This is a genomic window from Bacillus sp. PK3-067 (assembly GCF_056738645.1).
Genome location: NZ_CP096490.1, coordinates 713,979 through 735,000, shown reverse-complemented (window position 1 = coordinate 735,000; position 21,022 = coordinate 713,979). Strand labels below are relative to the sequence as shown.

19 protein-coding genes (1 of these 19 running past the window's edge) are annotated in these 21,022 nt (G+C 36.2%); 7 read left to right on the top strand and 12 right to left on the bottom strand.

Going from position 1 to position 21,022, the window contains the following annotated elements; genetic code table 11:
- Positions 1 to 1,867 carry the 3' portion of an efflux RND transporter permease subunit gene (locus M1D73_RS03710; RefSeq protein ID WP_000375536.1) on the top strand. It extends 1,178 nt beyond the left edge of the window, so 1,867 of the gene's 3,045 nt are visible here — the last part of the coding sequence; its start codon lies beyond the left edge, outside the window; the stop codon is at positions 1,865 to 1,867.
- 44 nt (positions 1,868 to 1,911) lie between these two features.
- On the opposite strand, the gene M1D73_RS03705 is transcribed toward M1D73_RS03710, so the two are convergent.
- From M1D73_RS03705 to M1D73_RS03690, 4 genes are all read right to left on the bottom strand, one after another.
- Positions 1,912 to 2,436 (bottom strand): P-loop nucleotide/nucleoside kinase family protein, encoded by a 525-nt coding sequence (locus M1D73_RS03705; protein ID WP_121868421.1) that lies wholly within the window; start codon positions 2,434 to 2,436, stop codon positions 1,912 to 1,914.
- A gap of 135 nt (positions 2,437 to 2,571) precedes the next feature.
- Positions 2,572 to 3,492 (bottom strand): phosphate ABC transporter permease PstA, encoded by a 921-nt coding sequence (gene pstA / locus M1D73_RS03700; protein WP_000994141.1) that lies wholly within the window; start codon positions 3,490 to 3,492, stop codon positions 2,572 to 2,574.
- A 2-nt stretch (positions 3,493 to 3,494) separates the two neighbouring features.
- Entirely contained in the window at positions 3,495 to 4,385 is an 891-nt protein-coding gene (pstC, locus tag M1D73_RS03695) for a phosphate ABC transporter permease subunit PstC (protein WP_000676677.1), read from the bottom strand.
- A 71-nt stretch (positions 4,386 to 4,456) separates the two neighbouring features.
- The gene (locus M1D73_RS03690; protein ID WP_000245108.1) at positions 4,457 to 5,359 is read right to left on the bottom strand and encodes a phosphate ABC transporter substrate-binding protein PstS family protein; all 903 of its coding nucleotides are present in this window, start codon (positions 5,357 to 5,359) and stop codon (positions 4,457 to 4,459) included.
- Positions 5,360 to 5,868: 509 nt separating this feature from the next.
- On the opposite strand from M1D73_RS03690, the gene M1D73_RS03685 reads away from it, so the two are divergent.
- From M1D73_RS03685 to M1D73_RS03675, 3 genes are read left to right on the top strand one after another with little or no spacing between them, the layout of a single operon-like run.
- On the top strand, positions 5,869 to 6,126 hold the full coding sequence (locus tag M1D73_RS03685; RefSeq protein WP_000252982.1) for a FeoA family protein: 258 nt from the start codon (positions 5,869 to 5,871) through the stop codon (positions 6,124 to 6,126).
- A complete protein-coding gene (locus M1D73_RS03680; RefSeq protein ID WP_025687671.1) occupies positions 6,123 to 6,845 on the top strand; it encodes a FeoB small GTPase domain-containing protein in 723 nt (240 codons plus the stop codon). The genes M1D73_RS03685 and M1D73_RS03680 overlap by 4 nt, the downstream gene beginning before the upstream one ends.
- Positions 6,823 to 8,223, top strand: coding sequence for a nucleoside recognition domain-containing protein (locus tag M1D73_RS03675; RefSeq protein ID WP_000443605.1), 1,401 nt, complete (start codon positions 6,823 to 6,825; stop codon positions 8,221 to 8,223). The genes M1D73_RS03680 and M1D73_RS03675 overlap by 23 nt, the downstream gene beginning before the upstream one ends.
- Before the next feature lie 62 nt (positions 8,224 to 8,285).
- Here the strand turns inward: M1D73_RS03675 and M1D73_RS03670 are convergent, their stop codons facing one another.
- From M1D73_RS03670 to M1D73_RS03635, 8 genes are all read right to left on the bottom strand, one after another.
- Complete coding sequence (locus tag M1D73_RS03670) at positions 8,286 to 8,423, bottom strand: hypothetical protein (protein ID WP_000493991.1); 138 nt, start codon at positions 8,421 to 8,423, stop codon at positions 8,286 to 8,288.
- Positions 8,424 to 8,434: 11 nt separating this feature from the next.
- Complete coding sequence (gene gerLC / locus M1D73_RS03665) at positions 8,435 to 9,601, bottom strand: spore germination protein GerLC (protein WP_000681628.1); 1,167 nt, start codon at positions 9,599 to 9,601, stop codon at positions 8,435 to 8,437.
- Entirely contained in the window at positions 9,585 to 10,709 is a 1,125-nt protein-coding gene (gerLB, locus tag M1D73_RS03660) for a spore germination protein GerLB (protein WP_000802005.1), read from the bottom strand. Before gerLB ends, gerLC begins: the two co-directional genes overlap by 17 nt.
- Positions 10,710 to 12,188: a spore germination protein GerLA gene (gene gerLA / locus M1D73_RS03655; protein WP_458901184.1), complete on the bottom strand. Its 1,479-nt coding sequence runs from the start codon at positions 12,186 to 12,188 to the stop codon at positions 10,710 to 10,712.
- 222 nt (positions 12,189 to 12,410) lie between these two features.
- Positions 12,411 to 13,883, bottom strand: a complete 1,473-nt coding sequence (locus M1D73_RS03650; protein WP_000125939.1) for a sodium:solute symporter family protein — start codon at positions 13,881 to 13,883, stop codon at positions 12,411 to 12,413.
- Positions 13,880 to 14,077, bottom strand: coding sequence for a DUF3311 domain-containing protein (locus M1D73_RS03645; protein WP_000719833.1), 198 nt, complete (start codon positions 14,075 to 14,077; stop codon positions 13,880 to 13,882). Before M1D73_RS03645 ends, M1D73_RS03650 begins: the two co-directional genes overlap by 4 nt.
- Before the next feature lies 1 nt (position 14,078).
- Positions 14,079 to 15,254 carry an amidohydrolase gene (locus tag M1D73_RS03640; RefSeq protein ID WP_121868422.1) on the bottom strand — a complete coding sequence of 392 codons (1,176 nt, stop codon included), beginning with the start codon at positions 15,252 to 15,254 and terminating at the stop codon, positions 14,079 to 14,081.
- A gap of 132 nt (positions 15,255 to 15,386) precedes the next feature.
- Positions 15,387 to 16,097, bottom strand: a complete 711-nt coding sequence (locus M1D73_RS03635) for a C39 family peptidase (protein ID WP_000734488.1) — start codon at positions 16,095 to 16,097, stop codon at positions 15,387 to 15,389.
- Positions 16,098 to 16,473: 376 nt separating this feature from the next.
- Here M1D73_RS03635 and M1D73_RS03630 point away from each other — a divergent pair, with 376 nt between their 5' ends.
- The 3 genes from M1D73_RS03630 (at position 16,474) to qoxB (ending at position 21,015) form a co-directional block, all read left to right on the top strand.
- Entirely contained in the window at positions 16,474 to 17,889 is a 1,416-nt protein-coding gene (locus M1D73_RS03630; RefSeq protein ID WP_001075759.1) for an amino acid permease, read from the top strand.
- Between the two features lie 282 nt (positions 17,890 to 18,171).
- Positions 18,172 to 19,047 carry a cytochrome aa3 quinol oxidase subunit II gene (locus M1D73_RS03625; RefSeq protein ID WP_001176165.1) on the top strand — a complete coding sequence of 292 codons (876 nt, stop codon included), beginning with the start codon at positions 18,172 to 18,174 and terminating at the stop codon, positions 19,045 to 19,047.
- 33 nt (positions 19,048 to 19,080) lie between these two features.
- On the top strand, positions 19,081 to 21,015 hold the full coding sequence (qoxB, locus tag M1D73_RS03620; protein ID WP_000762366.1) for a cytochrome aa3 quinol oxidase subunit I: 1,935 nt from the start codon (positions 19,081 to 19,083) through the stop codon (positions 21,013 to 21,015).
- Positions 21,016 to 21,022 lie beyond the last annotated feature (7 nt).

Below are 21,022 nucleotides of genomic sequence, written 5' to 3'. Positions count from 1 at the left end.
CGATGATAGTATCGTTGTCATCGAGAATATTTTCCGCCGTTTACAAAAAGATTCTTTCTCTAAAGATATCATTCTCGATGCAACGAAAGAAGTCGCAGTCGCAATTACTTCTTCTACTTTAACAACGGTCGCTGTTTTTTTACCTATCGGCCTCGTATCAGGAGCAATCGGAAAATTAATGTTACCTATGGTATTAGCAGTTGTATATTCTATATTATCATCCTTAATCGTTGCACTAACAGTTGTTCCACTTATGGCTTTTTTACTACTCAAAAAAACAAAGCATCGAAAGCCAAGTTCTTCATCACGATATGTCGCTACATTAAAGTGGGCTCTTTCTCATAAATTCATTATTCTACTTACTGCATTTTTATTATTTGTAGGATCAATTGCAGCTTATATATTACTACCGAAAGCAAACATAAAATCTGAAGACGACACAATGTTATCTATTAACATGACATTTCCAGCCCATTATAATGCTGAATCTCAAAAACAAAAAGCATTTGATTTTGAAAAGAAATTACTTTCTAATTCAGATATAACAGACGTTATTTTACGAATGGGATCTAGCGCAGAAGATGCACAATGGGGGCAAACAACTAAAAATAACCTCGCTAGTATATTCGTAGTCTTTAAAAAAGGTTCTGATATTGATCAATATATTAAAGAGTTAAAAAAGGAACATAAAACTTTTGAGCCTGCTGAACTTGATTATATAAAAACAAGTTATTCAAGCTCTGGCGGCGGCAATAACTTACAATTTAACGTAACAGCTACTAACGAAGCGGATTTAAAAGAAGCGGCTACTATCGTTGAAACAAAACTAAAAAGCATGGATGATCTTTCTAAAGTAAAAACAAATTTAGAAGACTCTAAGAAAGAATGGCAAATTCATATTGATCAAACAAAGGCTGAACAACTAGGTTTAACACCAGAAATAGCTGCGCAACAAGTAGCATTCCTTATGAAGAAATCACCTATTGGCGAAATTACAATTAATAATGAAAAAGCTACTATTATGATAGAACACAAAAAAGAAAACATTAATAAACAAGAAGATATTTTAAATACAAACATACTATCACCTATTAATGGACCAATACCTTTAAAAGACATTGCAACTATTTCAGAAAAACAAACACAAACAGAAATTTTCCATAAAGACGGAAAAGAAACAATCCAAATTACAGCCGAAGCTTCAAATGAAGATTTGAGTAAAGTAAACACAGCAGTAAATAAAGCGATGACTGACTTAGATTTACCTGGTGGTGCAAAAGTAAATATCGCAGGAGCTACTGAATCTATGCAAGAGAATTTTACAGATTTATTCAAAATTATGGGGATTGCAATCGGGATTGTATATTTAATTATGGTTATCACCTTCGGGCAAGCACGTGCTCCTTTTGCAATCCTATTCTCCTTACCATTAGCTGCTGTCGGTGGTATTTTAGGATTAATCATTTCACGAACACCTGTTGATGTAAATTCCTTGATCGGCGCATTAATGTTAATCGGGATTGTTGTTACAAACGCTATTGTATTAATAGAAAGAGTCCAACAAAATCGGGAACATGGAATGGAAACTAGAGAAGCCTTACTTGAAGCAGGTTCTACTAGACTACGCCCAATTATTATGACAGCTATTACAACAATCGTTGCTATGCTCCCACTCCTATTTGGCCAATCCCAAGCAGGAAGTATGGTATCAAAAAGTTTAGCCGTCGTTGTCATCGGCGGTTTGGCAGTCTCAACTGCTCTTACATTAGTAGTCGTTCCAGTTATGTATGAACTATTAGATAAAATCGGGAGAAAAAGACGCTCCCGCAGGAAAATAAGCACTTCTACAGAAACACCTGATATTTAAAAACAAAAGGCGTTATCTTCACAAATGAAGATAACGCCTTTTCTCTATTTAGTCATATAATCCATCATTTTTTCCACATATTGCTCTATAGGTTTACTAGAATCCACAATAAGGTATTCATTATTTGAAGGTCTTTTACTACCATTTAACCACTTTTTAAAACCTACTTCCGACTCCACCTTTTCAATTTGACTGATCATACGCTTACGTGTTTGCAGTCTCCTATTAATCTCTTCCATATCATTAAGATAACACTCAATATATTTATATTTCACACCATGTTTATTTGATAGTTCAATCCCTTTTTCAACCATTCCCTCATATAAACACGGACTATCCAATATAACACTATGCCCTTGTTCTAAATAAGAATCAATCAATACCCCTTCGGCATCATACGCAAGCCCACCAACAATCGTTGATTCAATTCCTTTTACTTTTAATGATTTTAACAACGCGGATTTCAAAACATCATGATCTATAATTACAGCACCTGTTAATTTCGCTATATACTTAGAAACTGTCGATTTTCCTGACCCAGGAAAACCTGACATTTGCAGAAAAAACAAATTAAAGCTCCTCTCTAAATTACATCTGTTCTTCTTTATAATTAATCACAAATTCAACAATCATTACATCCATTCCTTCTATATTAAAATACAAAAGAACCCCCTACCTATAAATAGAGAGTTCTTCTTTATAATTTATGCCGCTTTTACCTTTTTCGTTGTTTTACTTTTTCTTTTCGTTCCTGTAAAGCGCTTGTGTAATATAGATGCTATCAAGCGTGAAATAACATTGAATAGTAATACCATAATAATTAATACAGCTGCAGATTTTGTCGCAATCAACTTCGCATCTGGAATAACTCCTTCAGAATTTAATTTCCAAATGTGAACCGCTAATGTTTCAGCTGGTCTAAACGGATTTAAAGGATGCGCAGGACTTGAGAAATCCGCTGCTGAATTTAAAATCGGGGATGTTAAACCCGCTGTGTAAATTAATGCTGCCGCTTCCCCAAATATACGACCCGCCGCTAAAATAATCCCTGTAATAATTTGTGGTAATGACGATGGGATAATAATACGAGCGATTGTTTGCCACTTCGTTGCACCTAATCCAAGACTTGCCTCTTTTACATTCTGAGGAACTTCTGAAATCGCATTTTCACAAACACGCGTTAAACCTGGTAAATTTAAAATAGTTAAAGCAAGAGCACCACCCATTACTGTGTATCCCCAACCTGTCATTGTAACGAACACTAACAAACCAAATAAACCAACAACAATAGAAGGTAAAGACGCCATCGTCTCTATACATAGACGAACAAAATTTAAAAAACGTCCTTGTTTTGCGTACTCCGCTAAATATATTCCAGCACCTAATCCAAGAGGAATAGATATAATAAGCGTTATAACAAGCATGTAGAAGGAATTGAATAACTGCGGACCAATCCCACCACCAGCTCTTGTATTGCTTGGTTCTCCAAACAAGAAATTAGGATCCCAAAATCCCCATCCCTTTTGTAAAATCTCAAATACTAAGAACACTAGCAAAGCTACAACTAAAGCCGCAACCGCATAAAAGATACCCGTCCAAACTTTATTTACCGTTCTTGCATTCATTATTATCGCTCACCTCTTTGCCCAATCGCTCGAATTACTAAAATAAACAGGAATGAAATAACAAGTAAAATCATCGCTAAAGTCCATAGCGCATTGTTCCAAGCAGTTCCGTTCAATGTATTCGTCATGTCCATTGTTAAAATACCAGTTAACGTCGCTGTCGGACTATATATTCCTTCTGGTAATTTAATCGTATTCCCGATTACCATTTGAACCGCTAACGCTTCACCGAAAGCACGCGCTAAGCCTAAAACAACACCTGTTAAAATCCCTTTTTTCGCAGCAGGAACAATCACTCGGCTAATCGCTTGCCATTTCGTTGATCCTAGACCATAAGAAGCTTCTAAATAATCAAATGGAACAGAACGTATTGCATCAGAAGCGATACTAGCAATAGTAGGTAAAATCATAATACTTAATACAACAATACCTGCAATTAAACTAAAGCCTACTCCCCCAAACGAATCACGTAATAGTGGTACTAAAATCGTAACACCTAATAATCCGTATACAACCGAAGGAATACCAACTAACAATTCTAGAACAGGCTTCAATACTTTATTTCCAAACTTTGGCGAAATTAAATTCATGAATATAGCAAGAGCTATAGCAATTGGTGCACTAATAATAACCGCGCCTAACGAAACCACCGTTGAACCTACAATGAAAATTAAAGCCCCGAAGGATCCTTGCTCAGCATTTGGATTCCATTTTGTCGATGTTAACATCTCAGTAAATGAGATACCACTTTGTGTAAAAGATTGAATACCTTTCCCACAAATAAACGCAATAATAGCTAATGTAATTAAAACAATAAAAATACCACAAAACGTAACAAGTGATCTTCCTATATATTCACTTTTCACGTAATTAATTTGTTTTTTCCCCTTCATCACAGGACAGACCCCACTTCACAGATTGAAATGAACAGGACTGGCCTTGCAGCCAGCCCCATAAAATTTTATTACTTATTTAATTTAGACATTGGAATGTAGCCCATATCTTCTACTTGTTTTTCAAAATCTTTACCTTTTACATAATCGATGTAAGCTTTCGTCGCTTCCTTCGCTTCACCTTTTGTTACCATATATTCGTAAGACCAGAATGGATATTTACCAGACGCGATGTTTTCAACTTTCGGTTCAGCACCATCAATTTTGACTGTTTGTAGTGCGCCTTTTTTCTCGCCCACCATGTAAGACATTGCTAAATAGCTCACCGAACCAGGAGTAGAGTTAATCGCTTGCTCTACTGCACCGTTAGAATCTTGTGTTGTACCAGTTCCATCATTAATTTTCGCGTCTTTCATAATCGTTTTTTCAAATGTAGCACGTGTACCAGATGAAGCTGGACGATTAATTACATTGATTTTTTCATCTTTTCCGCCAACTTCTTTCCAATTTGTTACTTTTCCAGTGAAGATATCTTGTACTTGTTGCATTGTTAAGTTATCAACTTTTACATCTTTATTTACGACAAGAGCGAATGCAATACCCGCTACCTTGTTATCTACTAATTCTTTCGCCTTTTCAGCATCTTTTATTTTATCTCCGGACGGAACATCTGAATTACCAATTTGTACTGCACCAGATGCTACTTGGTTAATCCCAGTTCCACTACCGCCACCTTGAACTTGAATAGAAACTTTTGAATTTTTCTCCATGAATTTCTTTCCAGCTTCCTCCGCAAGAGGTAGAAGAGCTGTAGAACCAGCCGCTGCAATCGTACCTGATAATTCTTGTTTTGTATTATCGCTTCCTTTAGCAGTGTCTTTACTAGTTGTATCTTCTGCTTTCCCACAACCAACTAATGCTCCTGCTACCACTAAAGCTGCTAAAGAAAATTTAATACCTTTTTTCATAACCATGTCTTGTACCCCCATTTGGATTATCACTTTTCGAATTCATTTTCTTTCGAACACAAATTCATTGTAGGACAACAATATTATGTGAGTGTTAAGCAATTTTTAATTTTAAGTAAATGACGATAATAATCCTTAAAAGCTAGAAATCCCAACATTTATAGTTAAATAACCCAACAAAAACCACACTAACTACGCTGCAATGTAAATATATTCTTAACAATGTAAATTCAATGTAAATGTTTTTCTCTCTTTTTCCCTTTTCGTTAAAGTTACATTTACAATTCCGCTGTATTTTGTAATTTTTACACACCTAATTTATGCACATTAAAAATAATTTCAGTAATATTTTTTAGTACAACTAAATAAATTGGAACAATTCTAAAAATAAATGAATATTTTTAAAGTACTAATTGACAACATAATCCAATGTAGTCTACTATATTACTAACAAAAAGTTTACCTTAGGAAACTTTTTAAACTCAAACTAAAAATATAGAGATGAGGTAACTTTTATGGTATCGGCTAATATAAAACCACTTTCCGAATTTAAAATAGGAGAGTTTGTACAAATTGAGAAGATACAATTAGAAGGAACTATGAAACGACGCTTATTAGATTTGGGATTTATCCCGGGGGCGACGATTAAAGTATTGCAACGCAGTCCACTTGGAGATCCGGTCGCTTATCAAGTGAGTAACACAACTATTGCACTGCGTAAAGAAGAAAGCTCCCTTATTTTCGGGGTATTAATAGGAGATGATTTCAGATGAGCAAACATCGTATCGCTTTAGCTGGTAACCCGAATACAGGGAAAAGTACATTATTTAATACTTTAACAGGCTTAAAACAACATACTGGAAACTGGACGGGAAAAACTGTTTTAAAAGCTGAAGGAGAATATGAACATAACGGAAGTAATTATACACTAATAGATTTACCTGGAACCTACTCACTATACTCAAATTCCGCAGACGAAGAAGTAGCGAGGGATTATATTATATTTGAAAAACCAGAAGTAACTGTAGTTGTTATAGACGCAACTGCTATGGAAAGAAATTTAAATTTAGCACTTCAAGTGATGGAGATGACAAACAATGTAGTCATTTGCATTAACTTAATTGATGAAGCCGAGAAAAAAGGGATTGTTATCGATGAAAAGAAATTAGCAAAATCACTTGGTGTACCTGTCGTTAAAATTTCAGCACGTAACCGAGTAGGTATTGGTCATTTGCTAAATGTTATTGCAAAAATAGCAAATAAAAAACTAATTCCAACACCAATTAAAATTACTTACAGCGAAAAAATCGAAAATATGATTCAGGAATTAGAACCACAAATTTATAAAGTGTTCGGTGATACGTATCCAGCACGTTGGATTGCGTTACGTATATTAGATGGAGATAAAAATTTCTTAACTACACTTCAAAAACACCATAATGAACCACTTGTAAGGGAGGTCGTAATTAATGGAATCTCACTCAGCCAGTAAAGCTCTTCCATTAGACTATATTATTCAACATGCACAAACACTTTCAAAAGAAGATATACGAGATGATATAGTCGGAGATATTTACCGAACATCTGCAAGCATATGTAAAGAATCTGTCCAATATACAAATACTGATAAATTATATCGTTCCGAAAAACTAGATAAAATTTTCACATCTCCAATCTGGGGATTCCCAATTATGCTCGGTATTTTATCTATTATTTTTTATCTTACAATTGCAGGCGCTAACGTACCATCTGATATGATTGCCGAATTCTTCGGATGGGCCGAAGGATATTTAACATCTTGGTTCCAAGCAGCGCATGCACCTGAATGGTTACATGGCATTTTAATACTTGGTTTGTTCCGTGGTATCGGTGCTGTTATTAGCGTTATGTTACCACCTATGGCAATCTTTTTCCCTATGTTCGCGCTATTAGAAAACTATGGATACTTACCACGTGTCGCGTTTAATATGGACCGCTTATTCAAACGATCCGGTGCACACGGGAAACAATCTTTAACAATGGCAATGGGATTTGGTTGTAATGCAGCAGCCATTATGTCAACACGTATCATTGAATCACCACGTGAACGTATGCTAGCAATTTTAACGAACAACTTCGTTCCTTGTAACGGTCGCTGGCCTATGTTAATTTTAATGGCTTCACTATTTATGGCTGCTGGTTATACAGGCAGTATGCAAACATTGGTTACTGCTGGCGTTGTAGTTGGAATGGTTGTACTTGGTGTTATTATGACATTAACTGTTTCTTGGGTACTATCAAAAACAGCCTTAAAAGGGGTTCCAACTCACTACACACTTGAGTTACCTCCGTACCGCAAGCCAAAAGTTTGGAATACAATTGTTCGCGCAACACTCGATAAATCAATCTACGTTTTAAAACGAGCTATAGTTGTTGCTGCCCCTGCAGCTGCATTAACTTGGTTACTTGCTAACATTTTTATCGGTGACACAAGCTTACTTATGTATTTTGTAAATTTCCTAGATCCATTTGCTAAAATGTTAGGACTTGACGGGTTTATTCTAGCTGCATTCATTCTTGGACTACCTGCTAATGAAATTGTAATCCCAATTTTATTAATGTCTTACTTATCAACTGGGGCTTTAACTGAAATAGATGATTTTAATCAAATTAAAAATCTATTCCTAGAAAATGGTTGGACTTGGTTAACAGCGTTAAACACAATGTTGTTCTCACTTCTTCATTTCCCGTGCGGAACAACACTGGTTAACATATACAAAGAAACAAAAAGTGCAAAATGGACATTCTTATCGTTTGCAATCCCTACCGTTATCGCCATTGTTGTTACATTCCTCTCTACACAATTGGTACATTGGTTAGGGCTTGTATAAAACAAAGCATACATAGAAGGCATCCCCCTTCACATATGCTTCGTCCGAAAGAAACCTGAAAATCATTCAGGTTTCTTTTTTTGTACATCAGTATTCCACGGCTGCGCTCCATACGTTGTGAGTTTTTTATGAATGAAATATATAGCCCCCGGCAGCACCGCCATTAATATCGTGCAACTAATTCCTAATCCAGTAAACAACTTTCATCACCTTATTTCACTCTTTTCGGTAAAGCTGAACCTGAATGTTCAATTGTTGGATGAACGTGAACAGTAATTTCAGCATTACTAAAGTAATTTTCGCCTTGATCCCAATTCTTACTTATTTTTGTCCATTCTTTATAATTATGTCTCTTATACACTTCCCCTAACTCTAATACATCTACCTTATATTTTTTTTGAACAAGCTTAATCGATTTTTGAATACGCTCCTCCATTTCTTCCGATATATCCTTCTCTAAACGTTTTTCATTCAAAACCTTTTTATGATCACTAAAGTGCAACTCAGCTATTGTACCTTCCAGAAATAAATGAATATTAAATTTCGGTTTTGTAGCATTCGTTGTGGATACTTTAATTTTTCGACGTAACTTATGAATTTCATATGTAATAAGTTGATCCTTTTTACGAATGGTAAAAAAACCTCCAATTTTTTTACCTATTATATAATTCATCCCTAATGTTTCTTCCCCACTCAAATTGCCTACACACTTATTATCCTTTCCACGAAACAATGCTGCACCGTTCATTTGTACCCCTTGTTTTGTTAGTTCCAGAATAGGTAATACAAAACTTCGGTTAGAGATCATCTTTTCCTGCACCTCACCAATTCTTGCAGCCTCAATCATTTGGGCATTTTTTGGAGGGTGTTCAGCTAACATATCAATATACTGCGCCGGTAAATTTTCAGGCTTGGCACTTTGTTTTAAAATAGCTTCGGCATTTTTATTAGAAACGAACAAACGAATATTTCTTCTCATCTCATGATCGCGAATATATACATCTAACGTATTTTGCAAAATGTATGGATGTGAAAGTAATTCTTCAGAGAAAATAATCACTTGTATATGAGGGAAAAATAATGTACGACTAATTTTTTTGGCGATTATTCTTATTTGTTCAAATACACTATCTGCTTTTGCACTAACATTAATATAATTTTCGCTATCCCCACCCCCTTGTCCACCCTGTTGAGACAATTTACTAGGGAGTACCATCTGATAGGTTCCTTTCATAATTGGATTCGCTTTCTTCTCCTTTACGATATCGTAAGCCGCTCCTACTACAAATCCTCTTTCTTCTATCTCTTCTAACTCAGAACACCCACTCATAAATCCAGTTAAAGCCATAACCATTATAATTTTAAGAAGGTGTTTCATTTCCACCATTCCTTCTTTTTATTTTATATACAATTAAAACGAGCAAAGGCGCTAACACAACAAACCCCATATCTATCCAAGCTAAATAAGTCCCATAACTTGATAAAGCATTCAAACTACTAGGTATCATATTCACCATAAAAATAATAGGGGCACTTACGAAAATAAAAATATGTTTCTTCACTTTCGGAAACATAGCACAGAACAATAAAGATGCGACATCATAATACATTGCTGTAGTGTTATAAATAGTAATAATCCAAGTCGTAAAAAAAATCGCATCAAACCTTTCTAAAAATCCTCCACCAATTTCAATTTCTTTCCCTAATTCAATTGTTGGATATGTCAATCCACGTGTTGTCATATAAGTAAAAACACTAATACAAGTTACATAAATTAAAATGTATGACAGCACGTTTACCATCACCGCTTTCGCGACTGCCATTGGCGCTTTTTTCGCTGTCTTATCATTCAGCAAAACCGCATAAAATAACGCTACTTCAAATCCAATAAACGTAAAAATAGAATTTTTAACTCCAACAGCATATTGACTTACTTTCGTTTGAAAAGCTGGTAGTAAATTATTTATTTCCATTAAATTTATATTCAATAAAGAAAGAAGTACTATCGCAATTAAAACAATAGGTAAGAATAAAACATTTAACCTTAATAAGGCTGCTCTTGATCCTGCTATTCCATAAATAACAACTAATAAGAAGAAGAAAGACAGTAGTTGTATTGGTGTATCACTAAATAAATACGTTTGAGAAATAACTGAAATCATTCGCGATTCATATGCTGTCAAAGCAGCAAACGTTAATACTAAAATACTACTAATTGTGTATGCAACAGGCTTCGTCAAATGCGCACTCGTATATTGAACAAAATTTTGTTTTGGAAATAAGATAGCCACTCTCGTCACAAACCAACCTAAAACCGCGCAGATCAATCCACCCAAAAGCAAGATAATCCAACCGTCCGAAAATAAAGTTTGGTTAGCGATATCTCTTGGCATAGACAATGCCCCTATACCAATAATGGTCGATGATACCGCAAACCCAATTTCACGAGATCCAATCTCTTCATCGCCATACTCAAATGGTTTCACTTATTTTCGCTCCTTTGGACGTATTGTAGAATCTTTTGTTTGTAAGTACTCTGGTCTATCTTTCAACATCGATTTTGGCATGTGAATAAATTCTTCTTTCCAATCTTTATAAAATGCAGGAGCAATTGGAGTTGTATACGGTATACCAACACTTGTTAAATTTGTAATATGAATAGCAAGTGCGATCAGAGCTAGAATGATCCCATACAGCCCAAAAGCCGTTGCAGCTAATACAAAGACGAAAAGTAAAATTCGGAACGTAATCGTAATACTATATACAGGAAGCGAAAACGTAGCAATCGCAGTAACTGCAATAATAATAACTAAAAACGGATTTACAATCCCTGCATTTACCGCAGCTTCTCCAATTACAAGACCTCCTACAATCCCTATCGTCTGTCCCATCGGTTTCGGCAATCGGATTCCAGCTTCTCGTATTAATTCCATAGTCAAGGCCATCATTAACGTTTCAATATATGCAGGAAACGGAACACCTTCCCTCGCACCTGCAATTGAATAAGCCAGTTTAGAAGGAATAAGTCCTTGATGATAAGATACAAGTGCTACATACATAGCTGGTAACAAAACCGCAATTATGCCTGAACCCATACGTAAAAATCTTAATAACGTTCCAATCACCCAGCGCTCGTAATGATCTTCTACAGATTGAAAAATATCAACAAACACAAGTGGTGCAATAAGAGCAAACGGGGATCCGTCTACTAAAATGGCCGCCTTCCCTTTCGCTAATGAGGCTATAATATTATCAGGCCTCTCTGTATTCAAAAACTGTGGAAATGGGGATAAATTATTATCCTGAATTAATTGTTCAATCGTACCTGTTTCCAAAACGACATCTGTCACTATTGATTGAAGACGGCGATCTAACTCTTTTACAATGTGAGGATTAATAATATCTTCTATATATACTAGGGTTACTTCTTTCTGCGATCGCTTCCCCATAATATAAGATTGGAACCTCAACTTTGGATCGCGTAAACTGCGTCGGATTAACATTTTATTCACATTAATATCTTCATTTAATCCAACTCTCGGTCCGCGTATTAAATCTTCTGTCACTGGTGGTTCTAAACTTCGCTTCTCCCAGGCCCTACTATTAATAACGATAGCGGTTTGAATATTATCAATTAATATAACTGTATCTCCCGCTAATATCGCATTCATAATATCTGGAAACTTCGTCTTTACACCCACTTCTGCGATAGAAATAAAACGATCCAATAACGTTTGAACAACAGCTTCCTCATTTATAATTTCTTCGTATTGCAGTGTGCGAATGACATATTTATAAACATTATCCTTATCTGTCAATCCACATAAAAACACAACCGCACAACGTGTAAAACTCCCAGCAAGAGCAACTTCTCTAATTGTTAAATCATTAGGTGAACCTAACTCATCCCTAATTTCTTTCATAACTTCAAATAAGTTACCTTCAAGCTCTAACAATTTCCCCACCTAGCTTCCTTTTCAACAAGTTTTTAGTTAGATTCCGCTAATAGAAGGAAATATATACAAAAAAAGAGCTATCTCTTTTCAAAGATAGCTCTAATAAAGTAAAACTTTAATCAACCCTCACCAATCGGGCTTTTACGGACAGTTTAATCCCCACCTAACTTCTTTGCTTCCGCTGAATTTTGAGGTGGGGGTCTTACTGCCCGTTAATGCAGGATAAACGAATTACTTTTCTACTATTATAGTGTTTTTCTTTATAAATACACCTTTTGTAAATCCACTAACTACAAACATCACAATTATATTAATTAACAATGCGACTATACCTACATTCAAATCTTTTATATACTGCGGGAAACTCGGAAACATCGTGGCTATAGTCGAACCAGATAAGGTAATATATGCGACCACTAATAGCCCAACTCCCATTCCTGCAATCGCCCCTTGCTTCGTAATAATTTGACGTGGAAACAAGCTACATACAAGTGCAGGGAAAAGTTGTGTAACGATACTGTATCCCATTAATAGAAGTGCTCCTATTGTTTCTCCTCCTTTAAATGTAAATAAAACTGCCACGAGCGTTACTACAGGCACAAATAATTTTGCCATCTTAGCAACTTGTCTATCTGAAGCAGACGGGACTATCGTTCGGTAAATATTTTTTGCTAACAGTGTAGAAGCCGCCATAACAAGCATAGACCCTGGAACCAATGCCGTTAATACTCCCGCACTACCAATAATTCCAATAAACCAAGGATCAAAAGTTTGTAAAGCAAGACGGAATAACGAAAGATCTACATCCGCTCCCTTTAACCCAGGAACTTGCAATATAGCAGCAAATCCTGCAAAAAATACGAAAAGTAAAACTAAAGAATACAATGGCATAATTGCTGCATTTTTACGAAATACTTTTTCATTTTTTGCAGAAAAAGCAGAAGCAAATGTATGAGGCCACATATAAAAACCGAGGGCCGTTAATATAATAGTAGAAACAAACCAAGAAATACTCATTCCTTCTTCAGGTAAAGATAAAAATCCCGGGTTCGCTGCCTCTACAGCCTCAAACATCGGCTGAAATCCTCCATAATAATGATACGGCAAATATATACCTAAAAACATAACGATAAACAGTATCATAATATCCTTCAAAGCAGCCGTCCAAGCCGAACCATGTATACCTGAAACCATTACATATATAGTTATAACAATAGCACCGATCCATACTGCAACAACAGGTGACACCCTTCCGTAAGAAGCTTCTGAAACGATAATTCCCAGTCCTTTTAACTGTAAAACAAGATATGGGATGATGGAAACAACACCAACAATCGAAACAATAAGTCCAAGCGCTTTACTTCTATATTTCTTCGCAAAAAAATCTGACTGTGAAACAAGGTTATGCTCTTTCGCATACTTCCAAATGGGTGGCAATAAAAAATACGATAAAAGATAAGCTAAAGCACCATATCCCAAAATATAAAAGGTAGGTGCTCCTTTACTATATGCCCAGCCGCTTCCCCCTAAAAATGTAAACGTCGTATAAATTTCACCTGCCATAAGGAGAAAAACAAAAATAGTGCCAAATCCTCTTCCTCCAACTGACCATTGTTCTAAATTCATATCTTTTCCATGTTGTGCCCGAATCCCTAAAAATAGTGCGAGAAACAAAAATAAAATAATGATAAGTAATGCAGTCATTTTACATCCTCCTTATTAGCAGGATCAAACACGTACACAAGCCCCATACAAAAAGATGTAATAAACACTGATAATAATACCCAAAATAATAAAAATGGCATCCCTAATACGTAAGGAGTAACTGAATTCGCAAATATTGGCCCAACTACTAAACAAAGAACTGGGATAAGCGCTAGAATGTGTATTTTCTTCATCTCATTCTCCTTTACTTTTAAAGTTCATAATGGCTGATACAAAGACTTCCACTCCAATCGGTAATGCATCTTCGTCAATCGTAAAACGAGGGTGATGGTGAGGATATATAATACCTTTCTCTTTATTTCCCGCTCCAATAAAAAAGAATGTCCCCGGTGCCTTTTGTAAAAACGCTGAAAAATCTTCTCCAGCCATCGTCGGCTGTAAACGAACAACTCTATCCCTTCCATAAAGTTGTAATGCCGTTTGTTCAATAAGCTCTGTAGCTTCATAATCATTTACAACTGGTCGATATCCATATTCATATGAAAATGTATATTTCGCTCCGTAAGATTCCGTAATATGCTTCACAATCCGCTCAATCTTCTTCTCTGTTTCACCTCGTAATTCATGTCTTAAACTTCTTACTGTCCCTTCAATCTCAGCTTGCTCTGGTATTACATTATGAGTTGTCCCAGCATGAAATTGCGTAACAGATATTACGAGAGAATCTAATGGATTCGTGAGGCGAGATACAATTTGCTGAAGTTGCGAAACGACTTGTGTTCCGATTGCAATACTATCCACCGTTTCATGAGGGATTCCAGCATGTCCACCTTTCCCCTCTATCTTAATTTTAAAAACATCCGGTGCAGCCATTGCAGGACCATAAATAACACCTATTTTCCCAACCTCTAACGACGCCCAAAGGTGAGCACCAATAATATAATCCACACCTTCCATTACACCTGCAGCAACCATCTCCTCTGCACCACCAGGAAAATTCTCTTCAGCATGTTGGAATAGAAAACGAATCTCCCCTTTAATCTTCTCTCTTTCTTCTACCAACTTATGTACAACCCCAAGTAATATCGCTATATGTCCATCATGACCACATGCATGCATTACACCTTTATATGTAGAAATAAAATCAAACTCATTTTCTTCATGAATAGGAAGAGCATCCATATCGGCTCGAATCGCAACTGTTTTGCCCGGATGTTTACCTACTAACTTTGCCATCACACTATATTTAGTCGGCCGTGACACTTCTAAATATGGGAATTTCCGAAGTATATCGAACACAAACTGCGATGTTTTCTCTTCTTGAAAAGATAACTCTGGATACTTATGAAAATGCCTTCTCCACTCAACTAACTGATTTTTTGACAAAACAAGTTCCTTTGCAACATCCATTTCTCTTCTCCCCTTCTTCACCAAGTTAAATGTTATTATAACGTGAATCGTTAACTTTTAAAAGAATCTTCTGAATTTTCAGTGTTAATAAACCAAAAAGAAAAAGCCATCCCAAAGATGACTTTTTCATTATTATAAAATAGTAATTGCTTGTTTTCCCATTTGCTCCCAAGCTTTCTCAAATTCTGCTCGCGGAACAGCCAAACGTGGATTATTTTTAAGAGGATCATTTACATATACAAAGTTTTGATCATATCCAATTACTACTGCACTATGCTCATAATATGTAATTTTCACTTCGCCTGAACTCGTATTCCATGTTTCAAAACTACTTTCAGCTAGCGGCTTAAACGTCGTATTAATAATGACCCATACCGGAGAGCCAGAACTAATTACTTTATATATATCTTGCATGTCTCTACCTGTTAAATTAATTACTTTTTCAGGAACATATTTTTCTGCTAAATCAAAGATTGGTTTATTGTATACACCATATCCAGGCTCTGCCTTTGTATAAATATTTCCCACAAATCCCTCGTAAGGATTTCCACGCAAACCATTTTGTTCAAATGGAACACGATGAATTTCGCTAGCAAGTTGCATCTTATCTACTTGTACACCTTTATATTGCAGCAACATAGCTAAACTTGTCACTTCACACCCTCTAGGCAATTCTGGTAATTGTTTAATAAACGGAACATCTTCAATCATAGCTGCTTCTTTCATTTCAGATAGAAACTCTAAGCGTAGAACTTGCGCCTTTTGCATGATTTTATCTTTTCCTATAAAAAATGCAGCAGCAAGTATAATCCCAAAAACAAAAAGATATTTTAACTTTTTCATTATAAACAAAACTCCATTAATTATTATTTTACAGATACACCTCTTATCATTGTACCCTTCTTCTTACTAGTTTGCTAGAAAGATCATGTGAATTATCGCTCATAGAATTAATTATAAAAATTCTAATTATTTTTAATAAAAAGAAAAATAAATATACATTTACAGAATATTTTGCTAAAATCAAAATTGTTAACATAGTGAAGATATCACCATGTTAACAAACATTCTTAGAGTATTTAGTCATAGTTCGTTTTTTTACATACTCCATTCATTTCATAGCAAATAAACCGAGTGTGTGTTGCATCCCCCACTAATGATTAAAAACTCAGAATAAAACGAAGTTCACACATTCAAGAAAATACGGGGTGAGGGACATATGAATCAACAAATTGAACAAACAGATTTAAAACGAACAATGAAAAGTAGACACCTATTTATGATTGCACTCGGCGGTGTTATCGGAACCGGGTTATTTATGGGATCTGGTCAAATTGTCCATAATGCCGGACCTGGTGGTGCTATTCTTGCATTTTTAGTCGGTGGATTTGTTATGTATTTAACGATGTTATGTCTTGGTGAATTATCCGTCGCTATGCCAGAAGCAGGTTCATTCCAAAGTTATGCAAGCAAATTCATTTCACCTGGTTTTGGATTTGTTGTCGGTTGGATGTATTGGTTAAATTGGGCTGTTACAGTTGGCGTAGAGTTAACAACTGTAAGTATTTTAATGAAACGCTGGTTTCCAGACGTTTCTTCCTGGATTTGGTGCGTTACATTTGCAGCAGCACTCTTCCTCGTAAACGCTTTATCAGCAAAAGCATATGCAGAAGCAGAGTTTTGGTTCGCAAGTGTAAAAGTCGCAACAATTGTTATTTTCATCGTACTTGGCGGCGCTGTTATGTTCGGTCTACTAGACTTTAATGGAAAGCCAGCTCCAATGCTTCATAATTTCACTGAAAATGGCGGGCTATTTCCAAATGGTGCATTAGCTGTTCTTCTTACGATGATTACAGTAAATTACTCCTTCCAAGGAACAGAATTAATCGGAATCGCTTCAGGCGAAAGTGAAAATCCTGAAAAAACAATTCCAAAAGCAATTAAAAACACAATTTGGCGAACTCTCTTCTTCTTCGTCTTAGCGATATCAGTTGTTGTAGGTTTACTCCCATGGCAAGAGGCTAATCTAGTCGAAAGTCCCTTTGTACTTGTATTTGATGTAGCCGGTGTCCCATATGCAGCAGACATTATGAACTTTGTTATTATTACAGCTGTATTATCCGTTGCTAACTCTGGTCTCTACGCAAATTCTCGTATGCTGTGGGCGATGGCAAAACAAGGAATGGCAAGTCCAGCATTTACGAAATTAACTAAAAAAGGTGTACCGCTAAATGCATTAATTTTCAGCCTAATTTTCGCTAGCCTGTCCTTACTAACAAGTGTATTTGCGGCAGATACTGTCTTTCTAGTTTTAACATCTATTGCAGCAATGGCTGCCGTTGTCGTTTGGATGTCAATCGCCGCTTCACAGTTTTTCTTCCGTAGAAATTTCGTGAAAAACGGTGGCAACATAAATGATTTAAAATATCGTACACCGCTCTATCCACTAGTTCCAATCGTAGCGTTTTCGCTGAATTTCATTACATTTGTTAGTTTGGCTTTCATTCCAGATCAAAGAATTGCTCTTTATTGTGGCATTCCATTTATGATTATTTGTTACATTTTATATCAAGTTAAATATAAAAAAATTGTCACACTTGAACAGCCACGAACTGTCATACGAGAAATAAACTAAATATACAAAATATTCAGCTATCTTTCTTATGATAAGATAGCTTTTTTCTATTTCTTGGATATCCTGGTATAACTTTATTTATCTTAAAATTTTCACAATCACGTTTTTCTCTGGAAAATAGTTTACAATGTAATCAAGTTACAAATGATATTCACCTTAAAAAGTGTGCATTTGTGTCTATTTTTTAACAATATATCAAAAACTATTGCCTTCTATAAATTAATAGGTTTATATTGTTTTATTGGCATAGTTTCAATCCAAGGAGAAAGGAGATTTTCAATCGTGCAACTAAAGAAAGCGTTTTGGAAGTTGGCTTCGCTTCTTCCGTTATCATTACTTCTGTTCCTCGGTGGCTGTGATAAAAAACTCGCAGTATTAAATCCGCAAGGACCTGTTGCAAAAGCACAGTATGATTTAATTGTTTGGTCATTCTTGCTTATGTCATTAATTATCGCAATTGTATTCATTCTGTTTACAGTCATCTTGATTCGTTATCGTGAAAAACCAGAGAATATGGACTATGAGCCACCTGAACAACACGGTAACACATTACTAGAAATTATTTGGACGCTTGTTCCTGTTATTATCGTTATCGCATTATCGATTCCAACAGTAAAAGCAACTTATGCTTCGGAAGAGGTTCCGAAAGAGTCCAAACATATTAAACCAGTTGAAATTTATGTTACATCTGCAAACTGGAAATGGTTATTCAGTTACCCAGAGGAAAAAATTGAAACCGTTAACTATTTAAACATCCCAGCTGGTGTACCAATTCAATTCAAACTGACTTCTGTCGGCCCAATGAATGCTTTCTGGGTACCAGAACTTGGTGGTATGAAGTACACAATGGATGGCATGATTATGGATCTTTATTTACAAGCTGATAAGCCAGGTTCTTACCTAGGCCGTAGTGCGAACTTCTCTGGTGAAGGATTCACACACATGGAGTTCGAAGTTGAAGCAAAAACTAAAGAGAAATATGACAAGTGGGTTAAAGAAGTACAAGAAACTGCTCCTAAACTAACAGAAGCTAAGTACAACGAAATTGTTAAACCTGGTGTAGTTGGTCGTATGACATTCTCTAGTCACCACTTAAGTTATGTAGATCCAAAATCACTTGAATATTGTGATTACAACTACTACAAAAACAAAAAATAATAGCTATTATTCCAACAGATTGGAGTGAACACAGTGAAGCTTGATGAATTCTTTGTCACAGGTGACCCGATTATTTACGGTGCAGACGCTTCTATCGTTCTTGTGACATTAGCAATCATTTTCGTACTAACAAAGTATAAAAAATGGAAATGGCTTTGGGACGAATGGTTAACAACTGTTGACCATAAAAAAATCGGAGCTATGTATATTATTTCTGCGGTTATCATGTTATTCCGTGGTGGTATGGATGGTTTAATGATCCGTGCACAGTTAACATTCCCAGAAACAACTTATTTAAACGCTGAACACTATAACGGGATCTTTACAACACATGGTACAGTAATGATTCTTTTCATGGCAATGCCATTCGTTATGGGATTAATGAACCTTGTAGTACCATTACAAATTGGTGCTCGTGACGTTGCATATCCGTTCTTAAATGCTTTAAGTTTCTGGTTATTCTTTGTCGGAGCAATGTTATTCAACATCGCTTTCGTAATCGGTGGTTCTCCAGACGCTGGGTGGACTTCTTACTTCCCAATGGCAGGTACAGAGTTTACTTCGGGCGTAGGAAATAACTACTACGCAATTGCATTACAGATTTCAGGTCTCGGTACGCTAATGACCGGTATTAACTTCCTTGTTACTATCTTAAAAATGCGTACACCTGGTATGACTTTAATGAGAATGCCAATGTTTACTTGGTCAATCTTAATTACAACAATTATCATTATTTTCGCTTTCCCAGTATTAACAGTTGCTCTTGCATTAATGACATTTGACCGTCTATTCGATGCTCACTTCTTTACGATGGCGAGCGGCGGTATGCCAATGTTATGGGCCAACCTGTTCTGGGTATGGGGTCACCCTGAAGTATATATCGTTATTTTACCGGCATTCGGTATTTTCTCTGAAATCATTAGTACATTCTCACGTAAACGTCTATTCGGTTACAGTGCAATGGTATACTCAATGGTTGCAATTTCTTTACTAAGTTTCGTCGTATGGCTTCACCACTTCTTCACGATGGGTGCAGGTCCAGCGGTTAACTCATTCTTCTCGATTTCGACAATGGCGATTTCGATTCCAACCGGGGTTAAGATCTTTAACTGGTTGTTTACACTGTATAAAGGACGTATTCGTTTTACAGTTCCAATGCTTTGGTCATTGGCATTTATTCCAAACTTCGTAGTCGGTGGGGTTACAGGGGTTATGCTTGGAATGGCAGCAGCTGATTATCAATACCATAACAGCTACTTCCTAATCGCTCACTTCCACTACGTATTAATCGCAGGTACAGTATTCGCTATGCTTGCTGGATTCACATTCTGGTATCCAAAAATGACTGGTCATATGTTAAATGAACGCCTAGGTAAATGGACATTCTGGATCTTTATGAGCGGATTCAACATCTGTTTCTTCCCAATGTACTTCTTAGGTTTAGACGGCATGACTCGTCGTATGTACACTTACTCTGAAAGTCTTGGATGGGGATGGCTAAACCAAATCGCATCTGTTGGTGCGGTAATGATGGGTATCGGCTTCCTACTTCTTTGCTACAACGTAATTTGGAGTGCACGTCACGGTGAACGTGACACAACTGGAGATCCATGGGATGGTCGTACACTTGAATGGGCAACTCACTCTCCTGTACAACATTACAACTTCGCGAAGCTTCCTGAAATTAAAGAAGCTGATGCTTTCTGGTACATGAAAAAACGCGGAGAAACAGTTACACCAGCAGCAGAAGATATTAAACCAATTCACATGCCAAGTAACTCTGGTGTGCCTATTATTGCGTCTGGATTCTTCGGTCTTGCAGGTTTCGCATTAGTATTTAGCTGGTTCTGGCTTGCAGCAATCGGTGGTATTGGTATTTTAGCTTGCTTAATCTATCGTTCATTCGATTATGATGAAGGCTACTATATCAGTGTTGATGAAATTAAAAAAACAGAACATATAGCATGAGAGGTGA